Below are 16,735 nucleotides of genomic sequence, written 5' to 3'. Positions count from 1 at the left end.
GGCGAGAAGGTCACCATCGCGTGTCTGACCTTCGGCGAGCGCGGTGAGTCCGCCAAGGCGTGGCGCGAGGGCAGGAACCTGGAGGAGATCAAGGCGATACGCCGGGAGGAGGCGGAGAAGGCCGCCGCCGCTCTCGGCGCCGAGGTCCGCTTCTTCGACGCCGGCGACTACCCGCTGGTGGCCACCGGCGAGCTGACCGACCAGCTGGTCGCCGTCTACCGCGAGACCCAGCCCGACGTCGTGCTCACCCACCCCGTCGAGGACCCCTACAACGGCGACCACCCGGCCGCCAACCGGATGGCCCTGGAGGCGCGTATCCTCGCCCAGGCCATCGGGTACCCGGGCGAGGGCGACATCATCGGCGCCCCGCCGGTCTTCTACTTCGAGCCGCACCAGCCCGAGATGAGCGGCTTCAGGCCCGAGGTCCTCCTCGACATCACCGAGGTCTGGGACACCAAGCGCAAGGCGATGGAGTGTCTCGGTGCCCAGCAGCACCTGTGGGCCTACTACACCGACCTCGCCGTCCGCCGGGGCGTCCAGCTCAAGCGGAACGCCGGCCCCAACCTGGGCCTGGCGCACAACACCATGGCCGAGGCGTTCATGCGGCCGTTCCCGCAGATCGCGAAGGAGCTGGCGTGAGCGGCGTGATCGTCACCCGTCCGCCGAAGGCGGAGCTGAAGGACGTCGACGCCCTGGCCGGCTTCGGTGTCGCCACGGTGAGCGAGGCGATGGGCCGGACCGGTCTGCTGGGCCCGGGGATCCGCCCGGTCCAGCAGGGTGTCCGGGTCGCCGGCACCGCAGTCACCGTGCTCAGCTGGCCCGGCGACAACCTCATGATCCACGCGGCCGTCGAGCAGTGCGGCGAGGGCGACATCCTGGTCGTCACCACCACCTCGCCCTGCACGGACGGCCTGTTCGGCGAGCTGTTCGCGACCGCGCTGAAGCAGCGCGGGGTGCGCGGGGTCGTCCTCAACACGGGTGTCCGCGACACCCAGGAACTGCGGGACATGGGCTTCGCCGCCTGGTCCCGGGCGGTCTCCTCGCAGGGCACGGTCAAGGCCACCGGCGGCTCGGTCAACGTGCCCATCGCCATCGACGGCCAGGTGATCAACCCGGGTGACGTGATCCTCGCGGACGACGACGGTGTCGTGGTCGTACCCCGGGAGCGGGTCCGCGAGACGGCCGAGAAGTCCGAGGCCCGGGAGGCCAAGGAGGCCGCGACCCGGGCCGCGTTCGTCGAGGGCCAGCTCGGCCTGGACCGCTACGGACTGCGGGACACCCTGAAGCGGCTCGGCGTCGAGTACAGGACGTACGAGGAGTACAAGGGGCACCAGGAGTCCGCCCCGTGACCGGGCCCGCGGAGGTGCGCTGCATGCTGATGCGCGGCGGCACCTCCAAGGGCGCCTACTTCCTGGCCGAGGACCTGCCCGCCGACCCCGCCGCCCGCGACGACCTGCTGCTGCGGGTGATGGGCAGCCCCGACCCGCGCCAGATCGACGGCCTGGGCGGGGCGCACCCCCTCACCAGCAAGGTCGCCGTGATCGCGCCGTCCGCCGACCCCGAGGCGGACGTCGACTACCTCTTCCTCCAAGTGGCCGTCGACCGACCGGAAGTGACCGACCGTCAGAACTGTGGCAACATCCTCGCCGGAGTCGGCCCGTTCGCCGTGGAACGGGGGCTCGTGGCCCCCGGTGACGGAGAGACCCCCGTACGGATTCGCATGGTCAACACGGGAGAACTGGCCATCGCCACCTTCCCGACGCCCGGCGGGCGCGTCGACTACACCGGGGACGCCGAGATCTCCGGCGTGCCCGGCACGGCCGCCCCGGTGGTGATCGAGTTCCCGGCCGGCCGGAGTCCGCTGCTGCCCACCGGGAACGTCCGCGACACCGTCGCCGGTACGACGGTGACCTGCGTCGACAACGGCATGCCGACCGTGCTCGTCGCCGCGCGCGACCTCGGGGTCACCGGGTACGAGACGCCCAAGGACCTGGAGGAGGATCTGGCCCTCGCCGACCGGCTGCACGAGATCCGGCTGGCCGCGGGGAAGCTGATGGGCCTCGGCGACGTCGAGACCGCCACCGTGCCCAAGCTCAGCCTGCTCGCCCCGCCCCGCGACGGCGGCGCGGTCACCACCCGCACCTTCATCCCGGTCCGCTGCCACACCTCGATCGGCGTCCTCGGCGCCGCGAGCGTGGCCGCCGGTCTCAGGCTGCCCGGCAGCGTGGGGGAGGGGATCGCCCGGCTCCCGGAACACGGTGACCGGATCCGCGTCGAACACCCCACCGGATTCCTGGAGATCGACACCAGCGTCGACCCCGGATCCGACGGCTCCCCGCCGGCCGCCCGCCGTACCGCGGTCGTCCGCACCGCCCGCAAGATCTTCGACGGCACGGTCTTCCCCCGCGCCGCCGCCATCCCCGCACAGCCCCAAGGAGGCAACGATGGCTCCGCCGCTCGGTGACATCGCCCATATCGGCCACGCCCAGCTGTTCACCCCGGACCTGGACGCCAGCGTCGCCTTCTTCACCGACTACCTCGGACTGACCGTCAACGGCCGGGACGGCGACACGGTCTATCTGCGCACCTTCGACGACTACGAGCACCACAGCCTGGTCCTCACCGCCCGGGACCGGCCCGGACTCGGCCGGCTCGCCCTGCGCACCTCCAGCGAGGAGGCCCTGGACCGCCGAGTCAGGGCGGTCGAGGAGGCGGGCGGCACCGGCCACTGGGCCGAGGACGAGCCCGGCCTCGGCAAGCTCTACGTCACCACCGACCCGGACGGCCACGAGCACGCCCTCTACTGGGAGAGCGAGCACTACCGGGCCCCCGACGGGCTCAGGCCCGCGCTGAAGAACCAGCCGCAGGCCAAGCCCAACCGGGGCGTCGGCGTGCGCCGCCTGGACCACATCAACTTCCTGGCCGCCGACGTGCTCGCCAACGCCGAGTTCCAGGAACAGGTACTGGGCGCCCGGCCGACCGAGCAGATCCGGCTCGACACCGGGAAGATCGCGGCCCGCTGGCTGACCTTCACGAACAAGTCGTACGACGTCGTGTACACCTCGGACTGGACGGGCTCGACCGGGCGGCTGCACCACATCGCCTTCGCCACCGACACCCGCGAGGACGTGCTGCGCGCGGCCGATCTCGCCATCGACACCGGCGTGTTCATCGAGACCGGCCCGCACAAGCACGCCATCCAGCAGACGTTCTTCCTGTACGTCTACGAGCCGGGCGGCAACCGCATCGAACTCTGCAACCCCCTGACCAGGCTCGTGCTGGCGCCCGACTGGCCGCTGATCACCTGGACCGAGGCCGAACGGGCCAAGGGGCAGGCGTGGGGTCTCAAGACGATCGAGTCCTTCCACACCCATGGGACACCGCCGGTCGGCTGACCCTTTTTCGGCCATCAGGGGGGTGGGTGACGCGCTGCCGTGCGTCGCCCACCCCCCTTTCCCACCTGCGGTTTTACCCCGTCCGCCGGGTGGCTCGGCCAGTGTCTGGATTGTTGCTGAGATTGTTGACAAAACCGTTGACACTCCTGGGTCCGGATCCTTAGCGTCTACGCACCACGGGTCAGCCGCACGAGCCGCGTCGACCCCCTCACCGCTTCCCCTCCAGGGAACGCCTCCTGGACGAGAGGAAAACAAAGATGTCCTCCTCCCCCGCCCTGTCCGCCCGCGGCAGCAAACTGGCCCTGCTGGTCGTCGGTCTGTGCTGGCTGGCCGTGCTCTTCGACGGCCTCGACATGTTCATCTACGGCTCGGTGCTGCCCCACCTGCTGGAGACCAAGACCTTCGGCCTCACCCCGGACCGGGCCGGCGACCTCGGCTCCTACGCCACCTTCGGCATGCTGGTGGGCGCCCTGACCGCAGGCACCGTCGCGGACCGGATCGGCCGCAAGCAGCTGATGATCGGCTGCGTCACGCTGTTCTCGCTCGCCTCCGGCATCTGCGCGGTCTCGGGCAGCGTCGCCGTCTTCGGCCTCGGCCGGACCCTGGCCGGGGTCGGCCTCGGCGGTCTGCTGCCGACCGCGATCAGCATGGTCTCGGACTACGCCCGGGGCGGCCGGGTGGCGATCACCATCGGCCTGCTGATGACCGCCCACCACGCGGGCGGCATCCTCTCCGCGTACGTCGCCAAGTGGCTGGTCGAACCGGTCGGCTGGCGCGCCGCCTTCTGGGTCTGCGTGCTCCCGCTGCTCTTCGTGCCCGTGCTGCTGAAGTTCCTGCCGGAGTCGCTGAGCTTCCTGGTCGCCAAGGGCCGCACCGAGGAGGCCCGCACGCTGGCCGGCCGCTACGAGGTCGAACTGCCCGCCGCCACCGGCAAGAAGACCGCCGCCGACCGCTGGGACGCGCTGCTCGGCCTGTTCCGCGGCGGAGAGTGGAGCCAGACCCTGCTCTACTGGCTGGCCTCCTTCGGTGGTCTGCTGCTGGTCTACGGCGTCGCCACCTGGCTGCCCACCCTGATGCGCGGCGAGGGCTACGAACTCGGCAGCGCCCTGACGTTCGTCGTCGTCTTCAACCTCGGCGGCATCGTGGGCATGCTGGTCGCCGGCCGCGCCGCCGACCGGTTCGGCGCCCCGCGCATCTCCGCCATCTGGTTCGCCCTGACCGCCGTCGGCGTCTACCTGCTCAGCATCCACATGGCCACCGGCGTGACCATGGTGGTCGTCTTCCTCACCGGCGTCTTCCTCAACAGCGCCCAGACGATGATCTACGCGACGGTCTCCATCCGCTCCACCCCGGACAACCGGGCCACCGCCGTCGGCTGGACCTCGGGCATGGGCCGCTTCGGTGCCGTCTTCGGCCCCTGGCTCGGCGGCCAGCTGCTCGCGGCCGGCAACGGCGACTGGGGCTTCACCGCCTTCGCGCTGGCCGGTGTCTCCTCGATGGTGTTCATCGGCATCGCCGCCCTGCGCTCGGCCCGGCAGCCGCAGCGCAGCAACGACCAGGAGGAACTGGTCGCCGCCCACTGACCGGTGTCTGCGACCGGTCCGGCGCCGCGCTCCTTCCACGGGCGCGGCGCCTTTTTCACTCCTCCAAGCCCTCGGGCTCGGCCTCCAGCCCGGTGCACGCCAGCTTCCCCCCGACCTCCGCACACGCCTCCACCCCCCGGGGCGTCGGCACCGCGAGCATCGGGCTGGTGTAGCCGACGGAGTCCTCGGCGGGATAGCTCGCGGAGAGCACGTCCTGCCCGGCCCGGACCGAGACCTCCCGGGCGTGCGGGGCGTGCATCCGCACCTCGGACCAGGCCGTGCCGCAGGTGGGGGAGTAGCGCAGCCGGACGTCGTACGCGGCACCGGTGACCCTGCTCTTGGTCTGCGCGTCCCGGGCGCACGCCGAGGCGTCCGGCAACTCGCCCTGGCAGGACCGCCCGTGGCAGCGCGGCGCCCCCGACACCGGCTGCGTACCCTGGGCGGTGCGCCGGTCGGACACGGTCATGGCGGCCGCCGTCACCCCGGCCACGGCGAGCAGCGCGAGCGCGGTCAGCGGCAGCCGCCACCACCGCCGCGCCTTCGGCCGCTCCGGCGCCGGAGCCGCGGCCGGCTGCTCCTCGGCGGTCTCGCACAGCGCCAGTACGGCCGCCGGATCGACACCCGCGAGCCGGGCCAGGGCCTCCACGGCAGGGCGCGGCGGCCGCTTGGCGCCGCTGAGATAGCGGTGCCAGGCGGACTTGCTGTACGGGGTGCGGGCGGCCAGCGCCGCCAGGCTCAGTCCCGTACGCTCCTTCAGCTCGCGCAGGCTCGCCGCCGGCGATTCGTCGGGTGGGGTGGTGGTCGCTCCATCGGAGTGCCGCATGTCGCGTGCCTCGACTTCACTACGCTATGGGCGTTTCGCCCCTGTTGTCGGAATGGCTTCCCATGGATACCGGGGCCGCAATCGGCGAACAGGTGTGAAGACGGTGAATCAGGGGGTGCAGGCCGAAGGCCTGTTCGGGAACGCGGGTTCCCGAACAGGCCTCGGCGGTCAGGGAGTACGGCGGGACTGACCCGTCAGCACCACGGAACGGCGTGGCCGACCCGGACGTAGCGGGCGGAGACGAACCCCTTGCGGTGCGGAAGGCGGTACCAGGTGTGGTTGCCGCGCACCGAACCGCCGTACGTCTTGCAGGCCACCGGAACCAGCCGGTTGTGGTGACGGTGTCCGACCACGCGGTAGCGGGTGCTCGGGCCGGAGCGGACGTTGAGCCGGACGTGGTGCGTGGTCACCCGGCCGACGGTGCGGTAGCTGTAGTGCCGGTGGTGACGGGCGGCCGCCGGGGCGGGCAGGGTGGTGTAGTCGTAGTACTGGACGATTCCCTGCGGTGCGGGGATCGTGGCGGCGCTCGCGGTGGCGGCCCCGGCCGTGGGCAGGAACGCGAACACCGCGACCGTGGCCAGCAGGCCGCTCTTCAGGATCCGACGGGACATGGAAACCTCCGTGCTGTCGTGCCCGTGACCACGAAGCGTGATCACGATTCGGAGGATTGCCATGGCCGGGGGCCGTCATGTCGTCCCCGCGTGCCCCGGGACGCCTGGAACGTCCCCGGGGACGGGGGCTCAGCCCATCTGGTCGTCGGCGGAGAGGTGCTCGACCGTCTTTCCCGTCGCCGTGAAGGTCCGGGTGACGTACCCCGACGAGTACACCCACAGGATCCGCAGCGGGGTGTCGCCGACGTTGCGGAACAGGTGCGGGACGGGGGACGGGACGTAGGTGGTGTCGAAGCGTCCCAGCCGGGTCACCTCGCCGTCCACCCACACCTCCGCCTCGCCCTCCAGGACGGTCACGTGCTCGTCGCAGTTGTGCGAGTGCAACGGCGCCCCGGAGCCGACCGGATAGACGCTCATCCCGCTCGTGATCAGGTTCTCCCCGCCCGCCGACGGCGTGGTGATCAGCGGCGTCGACACGACCGCGCCGCCCCGGTCGAGCACGGGCACGGACGCGGCCTTGATGATCGTGGTCATCCGAGGATTCCTCTCCACTGCGATGCGGTACGCCGACCGACGTTAGGTCGTGTCCGTGCGAACGGGTGCCCCCTGGCGTGCAGTTTTACCTTGCGTTCCGGGAGGGGTGAGCCGCCCGGATCCGGCTGTAGCGTCACCTGGCATCCCACGGCCGCCGGAGAGAGAAAGCAGGTACCGGCCCCCATGAGGCTCCCCGTACTCAGCGAAGAAGACATGGACTCGCGACAGCAGGAACTGGCCGCCCGGATCGCGGGCCGCCGCGGCGCCGTCCGCGGCCCGTTCCGGGTCTGGCTGCACAGCCCCGAGATGTGCGAACGTGCCGAATCGCTCGGCGCCTTCGCCCGGTTCGACTGCAGCCTGCCCACACACCTGCGCGAACTGACCCTGCTGATGGCCGCCCGCAACTGGGACGCCCAGTACTCCTGGAACGCCCATGTCCACCAGGCGATCGAGGCCGGCATCCCGGAGGCCGCCGTCAAGGCCGTCGCCGAGAAGCGTCCGGCGGTCTTCGACGACGAGGCCGACCAGGCCTTCTACCAGTTCTGCCGGGAGGTCCTGGAGGAGCACTTCGTCACCGACGAGACCTTCGCCCGCGCGCTGGCGCACTTCGGCCCCAAGGGGCTGGTCGACACGATCGGCGCGCTCGGCAACTTCACCATGCTCGGCATGTGCCTCAACACCTTCCAGGTGGACCTCCAGGCCGACCGGGAGCCGCCGTTCCCGGACGTCCGCGGCTATGGCCGGATCACCCCGGACGGAGCCTGATCCAGGGCCTGACCATGAGAAACGCGGCCGATCTTTTAAGAGTAGAACCGTTGACAGAATTGCCGACATTCGATTTGTGTGGGTGACCGGCGCGAGCCGCACGCGCGTTCGGAGGAAAAAATGGATCGCCTGCTCCTGATGCACAGCTTCGTCACCGTCGCCCAGGTCGGCAGTTTCAGCGGAGCCGCCAAGAAACTCGGCTCCTCGGGCTCCCTGGTCTCCCGGCACGTGGCGGAACTGGAGCGGCAGATCGGTGTCCGCCTGGTCAACCGCACCGCCCGCTCCGTGAGCCTGACCGAGCCGGGCCAGCGGTACGCCGAGTTCGCCGCGCGCATTCTCGACGAGATCGAGGCGGAGGACGCCGGCATCGCCCAGCTCCACGACCGGCCCGAGGGCACCCTCAGCGTCATCTGCCCCAAGTGGATAGGCAGCCTCGACCTCGGGGACGCCATCGCCGCGTTCTCTGCGACGCATCCGAAAATCCAGGTCCGGTTCGAACTCGGCGGGATGTCCGACCGCACCTACGATTTCCTGGACAGCGGATTCGACGTCGCCTTCCACACCCGGGACCTGCGGGACTCCAGCGTCCGGCTGAAGAAGATCGCCTCGCTGCCGTTCGTGCTGTGCGCCGCCGAGGAGTACGTGGAGCGGTGCGGCACGCTCGCCCACCCGAACGACCTCGCCGCCCACGACTGCCTGGTCCACCTCAACGACCCGGTCTGGCGGATCGGCCACGGGCACGCCAGCACCCTGCACAAGATCCGTAACATCGCGTTCTCGTCCAACTCCTACATCGCCCTCCAGAAGGCGGCGGTGCACGGCCGCGGCATCGCCCTGCTGCCCCAGCGGCCGGCCTACGACGACCTGGTCTCCGGCGCCCTCCAGGTGCTGCTGCCCGACCTCGCCGTACCCGACCGCCCGCTGTACGCGATCTACGGTCCCGGGCAGGACACCCCGCGCAAGATCAGCGTGTTCCTGGACTTTCTCGCCGAGTGGTTCTCGCAGAACCCGATTCCCACGATCCGGTCGTAGCCGGGGCCGCAAGAAACGCTTGCGCATTCCGTAGAGCTCAGGCCATTGAGGCCCTCGCCGGCCGATATCTACGCTCGCGAGGCGACCTGGAAACGAGGAATCCATGGGAATCCAGAGAATCGAATCGGTCACGTACGGCATCGACGACCTCGACACCTGCGTTCGGTTCTTCGACGACTTCGGGCTGTTCCCGGTGGAACGGACCGACGAGCACGCCGTGTTCGAGACGCGCACCGGACAGACCCTGCACCTCGACACCCTGCCCGGACCGCCGCTGCCGGCCCCGGTCGAGGACGGGCCGACCCTGCGCGAGGTCGTCTGGGGCGTCGACACGCCCGCGGAACTGGAGCGGCTGGTGGCGGCGGCGGGCCGGGACCGCGAGGTCCGCGAGAGCGCCGACGGCGTCCACCACACCGTTGACGAGACCGGCTTCGGCGTCGGCCTGACCCTGGCCCGCCCCAGGCCGGCCCCCGTCACGCCCCGCGCCGCCAACACGCTCGGCAGCGTCAACCGGTGGAACACCGCCCTGGAGCCGATCACCCGGGTCCGCCCGCTGCGCATGTGCCATGTCGCCCTGAACATCCCGAAGCTGGGCCGCGAGCAGGCCGTCGGCTTCTACATCGACCGGCTCGGCTTCCGCCCGACCGACGTGGTCGAACCCATGGGCGTGTTCATGCAGGCCCCCGGCGACGACGACCAGCACACCATGCTGCTGTGCTACCGGCCCGACAAGGCGGGGATCAACCACATCGCCTACGAGGTGCCCGGCTTCGACGACGTGATCGAAGGCGGCAACCACATGATCGAGCACGGCTGGCGGGAGGCCCGCAGACTCGGCCGGCACACCATCGGCTCCAACGTCTTCCGCTTCCTGCACGCCCCCTGCGGCGGCCGCGTCGAGTACGCCGCCGACATGGACCGGGCCGACGGGAACTACGGCACCCGGGTCCACGAGACGACCCCGCCGCACCACATCTGGGCCCTGCGCACCAACCGTGACCAGGAAGCCCCCACCGCGTCCTGACCCTGAGAGGGCACCCCTTCATGACCACCGACCACGGCTATCCCGCCGTCCGCATGTACATAGCGGGCGAGTGGTGCCAGGGCGGCACCGGACGGACCGCCCCCGTCGTCAACCCCGCCACCGAGGAGCCGATCGGCGAGGTCCCCCTCGCGACCAGCGCCGACCTCGACCGGGCACTCGAAGCAGCCGCCGAGGGCTTCAGGGTGTGGCGCGCGACCTCCGTCGCCAGGCGCTCCGCGATCCTGGACCGGGCCGCCGACCTGATCGCCGAACGCGCCGCCGAGATCGGCCGGGTGATGACCCTGGAACAGGGCAAGACCCTCGCCGAGTCCACCGGCGAGGCCAGGCGCACCGCCGACACGCTGCGCTGGCACACCGAGGACGCCCGCCGCGCGTACGGCCGTATCATCCCGTCCGTGCCCGGCACGGTCCTCACCGTCCGCCGCGAACCCATCGGCCCGGTCGCCGCCTTCGTGCCGTGGAACTTCCCGGTCGGCGGCCCCAACCGCAAGATCTCCTCGGCGCTCTCGGCGGGCTGCTCGCTCATCATCAAGGCCTCGGAGGAGACCCCGGCGACGGCCGCCGCGCTGGTGGAGTGCTACGCGGACGCGGGCCTGCCGGCCGGGGTGCTGGGCCTCGTCTTCGGCGAGCCGGCCGAGGTCTCCGCCCACCTCATCGCCTCCCCGGTCACCCGGATGATCGCCTTCACCGGCTCGGTGCCCGTCGGCAAGCTGCTCGCCGCCGAGACCGGCAAGGTCATGAAGCCCACCCTGATGGAACTCGGCGGCCACGCCCCGGTGATCGTCTGCGCCGACGCCGACCCCGGTCAGGCCGCCCGGCGCGCCGCGCAGGCCAAGTTCTTCAACGCGGGCCAGGTGTGCACCTCGCCCAGCCGTTTCCTCGTCCACGAGTCCCTGGTCGAGGACTTCACCGCCGAGTTCGTGAAGGCCGCCGAGTCGGTCGTCGTCGGCGACGGCCTGACCCAGGGCACCACCATGGGCCCCCTTGCGAACGAGCGCCGGCTGCGGTCGGTCGAGCGGCTGACCGCGGACGCGGTGCGCAAGGGGGCGACGGTGCTCACCGGCGGCGAACGCCCGGACCGCCCCGGGTACTTCTTCGCGCCGACCGTCCTCACCGACCTGACCCCGGATGCGGAGCTGATGTCCGAGGAGCCGTTCGGGCCCGTCGCGCCGATCGTGCCCTTCGCCGACCTGGACGACGCGCTGGCCGTCGCCAACTCCCTGCCGTACGGCCTGGCCGCCTACGGCTTCACCAGGTCGGCCGCGACCGCCGAGAAGCTGTCGGACGGGTTCGAGGCCGGCATCCTCTCCCTCAACCACTGCGGCGGCTCGGTCCACGAGGCACCCTCCGGCGGAGTCAAGGACAGCGGGTACGGCCGGGAGGGCGGGCCGGAGGCGCTGGACGCCTACCTGGTCACCAAGCGCGTCTCCCACCTGCTGACGCCATGAGGTACGCACGCGTGTCCGTCGACGGCCGGGCGGTGTGGGGCCGGGTGGCGGAGACGGACGTCGAACTCCTCTCCGGCTCGCCGCTGACCGCCGACCCCGATGTCCTCGGCACCGTTCCGATCGCCGAGGCCGTCTGGCTGCCGCCCGTCGTACCCGGCGTGTTCTACGCCGTCGGCCACAACTACCCACGGCACATCGAACACGCCGGCGCCTCGACACCCGACCGCCCCGAGGTCGGCTACCGGGCCAACAACGCCCTCACCGGCCACCGTTCGCCGATCGTCAAGCCGGCCGGGGTGACCGGGCGGTTCGAGGCCGAGCCCGAACTCGTCGCCGTCATCGGCCGTACGCTCCGGTACGCGACCTACGACGACGCCCGGAAGTCGGTCTTCGGCTGGACCGTCGGCAACGACGTGAGCGCCCGCACCTGGCAGCACCAGGACCGCACCTTCTGGCGCAGCAAGAACAGCGACACGTTCAAGCCCATGGGGCCATGGATCGAGACCGACGTCGACGCCCTCGCCCAGACCACCACGCTGCGCGTCAACGGCGAGGTCCGCGCCGCGTTCCCGACCGGGGACATGGTCTTCGACCCCTTCGACCACATCGTCGAGATCACCCGGCACATCACCCTGCACCCCGGTGACGTGCTGTGGATGGGCGCCGAGTCCACCTGCCAGATCGAGCCCGGCGACACCGTGGACGTCGAGATCAGCGGCATCGGCGTGCTGTCCAACCCCGTACACCTGGAAGGGAACCACTCATGAGCGCGGAACCCCGTTACATCCACCACGTCAACTTCCCCACCACCGACCCCGACCGGACCGCCGCCTGGTACACCAAGGTCTTCGGGATGAAGCGCATCATGCCCAAGTCCAACACCCGGGTCGTCCTCATGACGCGGGGCACCTTCGACCTGCACTTCACCCCGGTCGAGGAGATGGAGCGCATGGCGCCCTACCACTTCGCCGTCGAGGTCGACGACTGGGACGAGTTCCTCGCCCACCTCAAGGAGCTGGGCATCCGGCACACCCGGCCGATCGAACGCCCGGAGAACCAGTCCAAGTTCTGCTACATCCACGACCCCGACCACACCATGATCGAGCTGGTCTACCACGCCCGCCGCCCCAACTAGCCGCGCCAGTACGGGAGTTCACCCCATGCCCTTCGCCGACTCCGACGGCACCTCCATCTACTACGAGCGCCACGGCAGCGGCCCGGCGATCCTGTTCGTGCACGGCAGCGGCGGTCACCACGCCGCCTGGTGGCAGCAAGTGGCCGCGCTGCGCGAGGAGTTCACGGTCGTCACCGTGGACCTGCGCGGCTTCGGCAAGTCCGACTCGTCCATGGCAGAGTTCGACGGCCAGGACTTCCCCGGCGACGTCGTAGCCGTCCTCGACCAGGCGGACATCACCGACGCCATGCTGGTCGGCCAGTCCATCGGGTCCGTCGCCGCGCTGCGCGCCGGTCTGCTGCGCCCCGAGCGGGTCTCCTCGGTCGTCCTCGGCCACTCCCTCGGCGGTATCAGCCACCCCGAACTGAAGGAACTGGCCGCCGCCGACCGGGCCGAGGCCGTGAAACTGCCGGTGATCGACCGGCTGCTCACCAAGACGTTCCAGCGGGAGCGGGCCGACCTCACCTTCCTGTTCCAGCAGATGGGCACGTTCAACGTCGCCAGGATGCAGGACCTGCGCAACCTCGACACCGACGGACCCTCCCTGGAGGAGATCCAGGGCTCCGGCGTCAAGGTCGCCTTCCTCGCGGGCGAGAAGGACGCCGTCCTCAGCGTCAAGACCGTCACCCGCGCCCACGAACTGCTGCCCGGCTCGCACCTGGAGATCGTCCCGGGCGCCCCGCACTCCATGTACTGGGAGACGCCCCAGCCGTACAACACGGCCGTCGCCCGGCTCCGCCGCACCCTCACCGCACCGAAGGAAGCAGCATGAGCAGCCTCACCCTGGCCGCCGCCGAGGAGATCATCGACGCCGCCCACCGGCGTGCCCGGGAGATCGGCAAGGCGGTGAGCGTCGCCGTCGTGGACGCCGGCGGCTTCCCGATCGCCATCCGCCGCCCCGACGGCGCCCGCCCGCTCACCCCCGACATCGCCCGCGCCAAGGCCTACACCGCGGCCGTCATGCAGCGCCCCGGCCCCATGCTGAAGAAGTGGCAGGAGAGCCAGCCCGTCTTCTTCTCCCAGCTCTCCCAGCTCCCCGGCGCCGCCCTGCCGATCATGGCCGCCGAGGGCAGCGTCACCGTCAAGAAGGACGGCGAGATCATCGGCGGGCTCGGCATCGCCGGCGGCACCGCGGACGAGGACCAGCGGATCGCCGAGGAAGTCCTCAAGGACCTCGGCTACGAGCTGGAGTTCGCCGCGTGGGGCGTCACCGGCGGAAAGGACTGACACCATGGCCGACACGTTCAACTACCGGATCGACCACCACGGCAGTCTGGTCCGGCCGGCAGGCCTGTCGACCGCCGACCCCGAGGCCGTCGACGCGGCCGTCCGGGAAGCGGTCGCCCAGCAGCGCAAGCTGCGCACCACCGTCGTCACCGACGGCGACTTCCCGCGCGAGGACTTCCGCAGCGCGGTCCTCGACGGCGTGTCGGGCCTCCGCCGTACCGACGAGGCGGGCCCGGACGGCCTGGTGCGCTGGGTCGCCGAGTCGCTGCCCAAGGCCGACGGCCCGCTGCTCGCCGACTGGGCCGCCCGGCTCGCCGAGCTGACGGTGATCGCCCCGAAGGCCGCGCTGCCCTCCCCGGCGTATCTGGCGGCCACCACCTTCCAGCCGGGGCTCGGCGTCTCCTCGGCGCGTGACCTGGGCGAAGCCTTCGCGGAGCTCGTCCGGGCGGAGATCGCGCTACTGGTGTCGCGGGGCGTCCGCCTGATCCAGCTCGACAACCCGCTCCTCCTGGACCAGTTGAGCACCGACCCGGCAGACCCCGGCGCACTCTCCTTCGAGGACGCGCTCGCCGTCGACGCGCTCGCGGTACGCCTGGACGAGCGCCCCGAGGGCGTACGGATCGGCGTGGCTCCCGGCTGGGCGGCCCCGGCCGAGGTGGACCGGGCCCGAGCCGAACGGCTGTACGCCGAGATCGACGCCGACCGCTGGATCCTCCCCTTCGACCAGGGCATACCGGCCGAGCTCGACCTCGTCAAGGCGCTGCCGGACGACCGCGACTTCTGCCTGGGCGTGGTCGACGCGACGACCGCCGAACTGGAGGACATCGACACGGTGATGTCCCGCATCGACGCGGTAGGCGAGTTCAAGGACCTGGAGGACGGGGCCGTATCGCCGTCACGGGGCTTCGCGGACGTGGCGTCGAGGCCACTGCTGACCGTGGAGGACCAGCGCCGCAAGCTCGTATTGGTCGAGACCATCGCCCGGTACTGCTGGGGCAACGAGTTCTGAGCGCTCCGCCGGACGGGCGGCCGTCTGCCGACTGCGGCGCCGTCGTGGCTGGTCGCGCAGTTCCCCGCGCCCCTTCAGGGGCGCGGGGCGGTAGTCGATTTGCGGCTACCGCCGCGTGGGCGCGAGCAACCACAGTCCACCCGCGCCCTCTCCACCCACACCAGCCCGGCAGACGCTAAAGCACCTCAGCGAAAGTCACCGTTCGCTCGGTCAGCAACGGCCACACCACCCCCACGACGACCTCCTTGAAGTGCTCGGCCGCCTTGTGCGCCTCGAACCCCTCCCGGTCCACATACCGCTCGTACAGCAGAAACCCACCCGGCTCGCCCTCCACCACGTGCACCTCGTACATCAGGTTCGCGGGCTCGGCGCGCGTGGCCTCCCGTGCCTTCAACAGCGCGGCGCGCACCGCAGCCTCGTCGGCGGGTGCGCAGCGGTAGTGGGCGACAACTGCGTATGCCATGCGGTTCCTCCAAGAGTCGTGTCCGGTCCGCCGATTCCAGCACGGATCATGCGCCCGCCGACCCGCGCACAGCGCAATCAATGCCTGCCCCCACGGGGCTGGTGAACCCCCTCCCACATGGTGTGTTGTCGCAAACGGCCCGCATGGCCGGCACCGCGGACGACAAAGGAAGTGATCTCCATGCGCACTCTGGAAACCCTCTCCGGCGGGGAGTGGACGAGGACCGGCGAATGGATCGACGTCCACGACCCCGCCGACGTCCGCACCCCGCTCGCCCGGGTCCCGGCCCTGTCCGCCAAGGACGTCACCCGCGCCTACGACCACGCCGAGCGCGGCTTCGCCGCCTGGAAGCGCACCAGCCCCTTCGAACGGGCCCGCGTCTTCACCGAGGCGGCCCGGCTGATCCGGGAGCGGGCCGGGGAGATCGCCGCCGACGTCACCGCCGAGAACGGCAAGACCCTGGCCGAGGCGACCGGCGAGACCCTCAAGGCCGCCGACTTCCTGGAGTACTACGCCGGACTGGCCCGCCAGGGCTACGGCACCCTCCTGCACGACGTACGCCCGCACCACCGTACGCACACCCAGCGCGAGCCGATCGGCGTGATCCTGGTGATCAGCCCCTGGAACGACCCGCTGATCACGCCGGCCCGCAAGCTCGCCCCGCTGCTCGCCACCGGCAACGCGGCCGTGTTCAAGCCCGCCACCGAGACACCGTTGTCGGGCCTGCACTTCGCCCGGGCTCTGCACGACGCGGGCCTGCCCGCCGGGGTCCTCAACGTCGTCACCGGCCGGACCGCCGAGATCGAGGAGGCGCTCCTCGACGACCCCCGGATCGCCGGCATCACCTTCACCGGTTCCAACGCCGTCGGCAACCGCATCCGGCGCCGCCTGGCCGACCGCAACGTCCGCTTCCAGGGCGAACTCGGCGGCAAGAACGCCTCGGTGGTCCTGCGCGACGCCGCCCTGCCGGCCGCCGCGAAGGCCGTCGTGGCCGCCTCCTTCGGCCAGGCCGGGCAACGCTGCACCGCCACCAGCCGGGTGATCGTCGAGCGGCCGGTGTACGACGAGTTCGTCGCGCTGCTGGTCGCGGAGGTGGCGGCGCTGACGGTCGGCCCGGGCAGCGACCCGGCGACCACCCTGTGCCCGCTGTCCAGCCCGAAGCAGCGCGACAGCGTCCTCGCCGACCTGAGCCGGGCGGTCGAACAGGGCGCGACCGTCCTCACCGGCGGCCGGGCGGACACCGGGCGGCCCCACGGCTGCTACGTACAGCCCACCGTCCTCGCCGGTGTCACCCCCGAGATGGCCGTCTGGCGCGAGGAGGTCTTCGGGCCGGTCCTCGCCGTCCGCGCGGTCGACGACTTCGACGCGGCGGTCGACGCGGTCAACGACTCCGCCTTCGGCCTCGCCGCCGCCGTCTTCACCCGGGACCTCGCCGCGGCGTACCGCTTCACCGACGAGGCCGAGTGCGGACAGGTCGGCGTCAACACGACGACCACCGGCTGGGACGTCCACCTGCCGTTCGGCGGATTCCACGACTCCGGCACGGGCTACAAGGAGCAGGGCGAGGAAGTCCTGAGGTTCTCCACGCGCGTCAAGACGGTGGCCGTCCACTTCGGCGCGTGAGCA

19 protein-coding genes are annotated in these 16,735 nt (G+C 71.2%); 15 read left to right on the top strand and 4 right to left on the bottom strand.

Features of this window, described 5'->3' with window-relative positions; translation table 11 throughout:
• The 5 genes from ACFWXC_RS44475 to ACFWXC_RS44455 form a co-directional block, all read left to right on the top strand.
• Positions 1–639, top strand: a 639-nt coding sequence (locus ACFWXC_RS44475; RefSeq protein ID WP_384488474.1) for a PIG-L deacetylase family protein, incomplete at its 5' end; no start/stop codon positions are given.
• On the top strand, positions 636–1,349 hold the full coding sequence (locus ACFWXC_RS44470; RefSeq protein ID WP_384488472.1) for a 4-carboxy-4-hydroxy-2-oxoadipate aldolase/oxaloacetate decarboxylase: 714 nt from the start codon (positions 636–638) through the stop codon (positions 1,347–1,349). The genes ACFWXC_RS44475 and ACFWXC_RS44470, both read left to right, overlap by 4 nt.
• The gene (locus tag ACFWXC_RS44465; protein ID WP_384488470.1) at positions 1,346–2,464 is read left to right on the top strand and encodes a 4-oxalomesaconate tautomerase; all 1,119 of its coding nucleotides are present in this window, start codon (positions 1,346–1,348) and stop codon (positions 2,462–2,464) included. The genes ACFWXC_RS44470 and ACFWXC_RS44465 overlap by 4 nt, the downstream gene beginning before the upstream one ends.
• A complete protein-coding gene (locus ACFWXC_RS44460) occupies positions 2,445–3,395 on the top strand; it encodes a catechol 2,3-dioxygenase (protein WP_384488468.1) in 951 nt (316 codons plus the stop codon). Before ACFWXC_RS44465 ends, ACFWXC_RS44460 begins: the two co-directional genes overlap by 20 nt.
• A 257-nt stretch (positions 3,396–3,652) precedes the next feature.
• Positions 3,653–4,978, top strand: a complete 1,326-nt coding sequence (locus ACFWXC_RS44455; protein WP_384488466.1) for an MFS transporter — start codon at positions 3,653–3,655, stop codon at positions 4,976–4,978.
• Positions 4,979–5,033: 55 nt separating this feature from the next.
• Here ACFWXC_RS44455 and ACFWXC_RS44450 read toward each other — a convergent pair whose 3' ends face one another.
• The 3 genes from ACFWXC_RS44450 to ACFWXC_RS44440 form a co-directional block, all read right to left on the bottom strand.
• Positions 5,034–5,801, bottom strand: coding sequence for an XRE family transcriptional regulator (locus tag ACFWXC_RS44450; RefSeq protein ID WP_384488464.1), 768 nt, complete (start codon positions 5,799–5,801; stop codon positions 5,034–5,036).
• A gap of 194 nt (positions 5,802–5,995) precedes the next feature.
• The gene (locus tag ACFWXC_RS44445) at positions 5,996–6,412 is read right to left on the bottom strand and encodes an SH3 domain-containing protein (RefSeq protein WP_384488462.1); all 417 of its coding nucleotides are present in this window, start codon (positions 6,410–6,412) and stop codon (positions 5,996–5,998) included.
• A gap of 129 nt (positions 6,413–6,541) precedes the next feature.
• Positions 6,542–6,946: a cupin domain-containing protein gene (locus tag ACFWXC_RS44440; protein WP_384488460.1), complete on the bottom strand. Its 405-nt coding sequence runs from the start codon at positions 6,944–6,946 to the stop codon at positions 6,542–6,544.
• Positions 6,947–7,159: 213 nt separating this feature from the next.
• Between ACFWXC_RS44440 and ACFWXC_RS44435 the strand changes: the two genes are divergently transcribed.
• From ACFWXC_RS44435 to ACFWXC_RS44395, 9 genes are all read left to right on the top strand, one after another.
• Positions 7,160–7,711, top strand: a complete 552-nt coding sequence (locus ACFWXC_RS44435) for a carboxymuconolactone decarboxylase family protein (RefSeq protein ID WP_384488458.1) — start codon at positions 7,160–7,162, stop codon at positions 7,709–7,711.
• A gap of 120 nt (positions 7,712–7,831) precedes the next feature.
• The gene (locus tag ACFWXC_RS44430; RefSeq protein ID WP_384488456.1) at positions 7,832–8,743 is read left to right on the top strand and encodes a LysR family transcriptional regulator; all 912 of its coding nucleotides are present in this window, start codon (positions 7,832–7,834) and stop codon (positions 8,741–8,743) included.
• A 103-nt stretch (positions 8,744–8,846) separates the two neighbouring features.
• Positions 8,847–9,767, top strand: coding sequence for a VOC family protein (locus tag ACFWXC_RS44425; RefSeq protein ID WP_384488454.1), 921 nt, complete (start codon positions 8,847–8,849; stop codon positions 9,765–9,767).
• A 20-nt stretch (positions 9,768–9,787) separates the two neighbouring features.
• Positions 9,788–11,236 (top strand): NAD-dependent succinate-semialdehyde dehydrogenase, encoded by a 1,449-nt coding sequence (locus tag ACFWXC_RS44420; RefSeq protein WP_384488452.1) that lies wholly within the window; start codon positions 9,788–9,790, stop codon positions 11,234–11,236.
• A complete protein-coding gene (locus tag ACFWXC_RS44415) occupies positions 11,233–12,003 on the top strand; it encodes a fumarylacetoacetate hydrolase family protein (RefSeq protein WP_384488450.1) in 771 nt (256 codons plus the stop codon). The genes ACFWXC_RS44420 and ACFWXC_RS44415 overlap by 4 nt, the downstream gene beginning before the upstream one ends.
• Positions 12,000–12,371, top strand: coding sequence for a VOC family protein (locus tag ACFWXC_RS44410; RefSeq protein WP_351711210.1), 372 nt, complete (start codon positions 12,000–12,002; stop codon positions 12,369–12,371). Before ACFWXC_RS44415 ends, ACFWXC_RS44410 begins: the two co-directional genes overlap by 4 nt.
• A 25-nt stretch (positions 12,372–12,396) precedes the next feature.
• A complete protein-coding gene (locus ACFWXC_RS44405) occupies positions 12,397–13,182 on the top strand; it encodes an alpha/beta fold hydrolase (RefSeq protein ID WP_384488447.1) in 786 nt (261 codons plus the stop codon).
• Positions 13,179–13,637, top strand: a complete 459-nt coding sequence (locus ACFWXC_RS44400; RefSeq protein WP_384488445.1) for a heme-binding protein — start codon at positions 13,179–13,181, stop codon at positions 13,635–13,637. The genes ACFWXC_RS44405 and ACFWXC_RS44400 overlap by 4 nt, the downstream gene beginning before the upstream one ends.
• A gap of 4 nt (positions 13,638–13,641) precedes the next feature.
• Complete coding sequence (locus ACFWXC_RS44395) at positions 13,642–14,646, top strand: methionine synthase II (cobalamin-independent)-like protein (RefSeq protein ID WP_384488443.1); 1,005 nt, start codon at positions 13,642–13,644, stop codon at positions 14,644–14,646.
• Positions 14,647–14,821: 175 nt separating this feature from the next.
• On the opposite strand, the gene ACFWXC_RS44390 is transcribed toward ACFWXC_RS44395, so the two are convergent.
• On the bottom strand, positions 14,822–15,109 hold the full coding sequence (locus ACFWXC_RS44390) for a putative quinol monooxygenase (RefSeq protein WP_384488441.1): 288 nt from the start codon (positions 15,107–15,109) through the stop codon (positions 14,822–14,824).
• Between the two features lie 180 nt (positions 15,110–15,289).
• Here ACFWXC_RS44390 and ACFWXC_RS44385 point away from each other — a divergent pair, with 180 nt between their 5' ends.
• The gene (locus tag ACFWXC_RS44385; protein WP_384488439.1) at positions 15,290–16,732 is read left to right on the top strand and encodes an aldehyde dehydrogenase family protein; all 1,443 of its coding nucleotides are present in this window, start codon (positions 15,290–15,292) and stop codon (positions 16,730–16,732) included.
• Positions 16,733–16,735: the final 3 nt, after the last annotated feature.

It is taken from the genome of Streptomyces sp. NPDC058683 (assembly GCF_042716195.1).
GTDB lineage: Bacteria > Actinomycetota > Actinomycetes > Streptomycetales > Streptomycetaceae > Streptomyces.
The sequence above is the reverse complement of the archived record's forward strand: the minus strand, read 5'-3'. Positions and strand labels throughout refer to the sequence as shown.

Bases quoted from the DNA above. Each gene is read 5' to 3' on its own strand.
- ACFWXC_RS44460 (WP_384488468.1), top strand. From the start codon at position 2,445: ATGGCTCCGCCGCTCGGTGACATCGCCCATATCGGCCACGCCCAGCTG.
- ACFWXC_RS44455 (WP_384488466.1), top strand. From the start codon at position 3,653: ATGTCCTCCTCCCCCGCCCTGTCCGCCCGCGGCAGCAAACTGGCCCTG.
- ACFWXC_RS44450 (WP_384488464.1), bottom strand. From the start codon at position 5,801: ATGCGGCACTCCGATGGAGCGACCACCACCCCACCCGACGAATCGCCG.
- ACFWXC_RS44445 (WP_384488462.1), bottom strand. From the start codon at position 6,412: ATGTCCCGTCGGATCCTGAAGAGCGGCCTGCTGGCCACGGTCGCGGTG.
- ACFWXC_RS44440 (WP_384488460.1), bottom strand. From the start codon at position 6,946: ATGACCACGATCATCAAGGCCGCGTCCGTGCCCGTGCTCGACCGGGGC.
- ACFWXC_RS44435 (WP_384488458.1), top strand. From the start codon at position 7,160: ATGGACTCGCGACAGCAGGAACTGGCCGCCCGGATCGCGGGCCGCCGC.
- ACFWXC_RS44430 (WP_384488456.1), top strand. From the start codon at position 7,832: ATGGATCGCCTGCTCCTGATGCACAGCTTCGTCACCGTCGCCCAGGTC.
- ACFWXC_RS44425 (WP_384488454.1), top strand. From the start codon at position 8,847: ATGGGAATCCAGAGAATCGAATCGGTCACGTACGGCATCGACGACCTC.
- ACFWXC_RS44420 (WP_384488452.1), top strand. From the start codon at position 9,788: ATGACCACCGACCACGGCTATCCCGCCGTCCGCATGTACATAGCGGGC.
- ACFWXC_RS44415 (WP_384488450.1), top strand. From the start codon at position 11,233: ATGAGGTACGCACGCGTGTCCGTCGACGGCCGGGCGGTGTGGGGCCGG.
- ACFWXC_RS44410 (WP_351711210.1), top strand. From the start codon at position 12,000: ATGAGCGCGGAACCCCGTTACATCCACCACGTCAACTTCCCCACCACC.
- ACFWXC_RS44405 (WP_384488447.1), top strand. From the start codon at position 12,397: ATGCCCTTCGCCGACTCCGACGGCACCTCCATCTACTACGAGCGCCAC.
- ACFWXC_RS44400 (WP_384488445.1), top strand. From the start codon at position 13,179: ATGAGCAGCCTCACCCTGGCCGCCGCCGAGGAGATCATCGACGCCGCC.
- ACFWXC_RS44395 (WP_384488443.1), top strand. From the start codon at position 13,642: ATGGCCGACACGTTCAACTACCGGATCGACCACCACGGCAGTCTGGTC.
- ACFWXC_RS44390 (WP_384488441.1), bottom strand. From the start codon at position 15,109: ATGGCATACGCAGTTGTCGCCCACTACCGCTGCGCACCCGCCGACGAG.
- ACFWXC_RS44385 (WP_384488439.1), top strand. From the start codon at position 15,290: ATGCGCACTCTGGAAACCCTCTCCGGCGGGGAGTGGACGAGGACCGGC.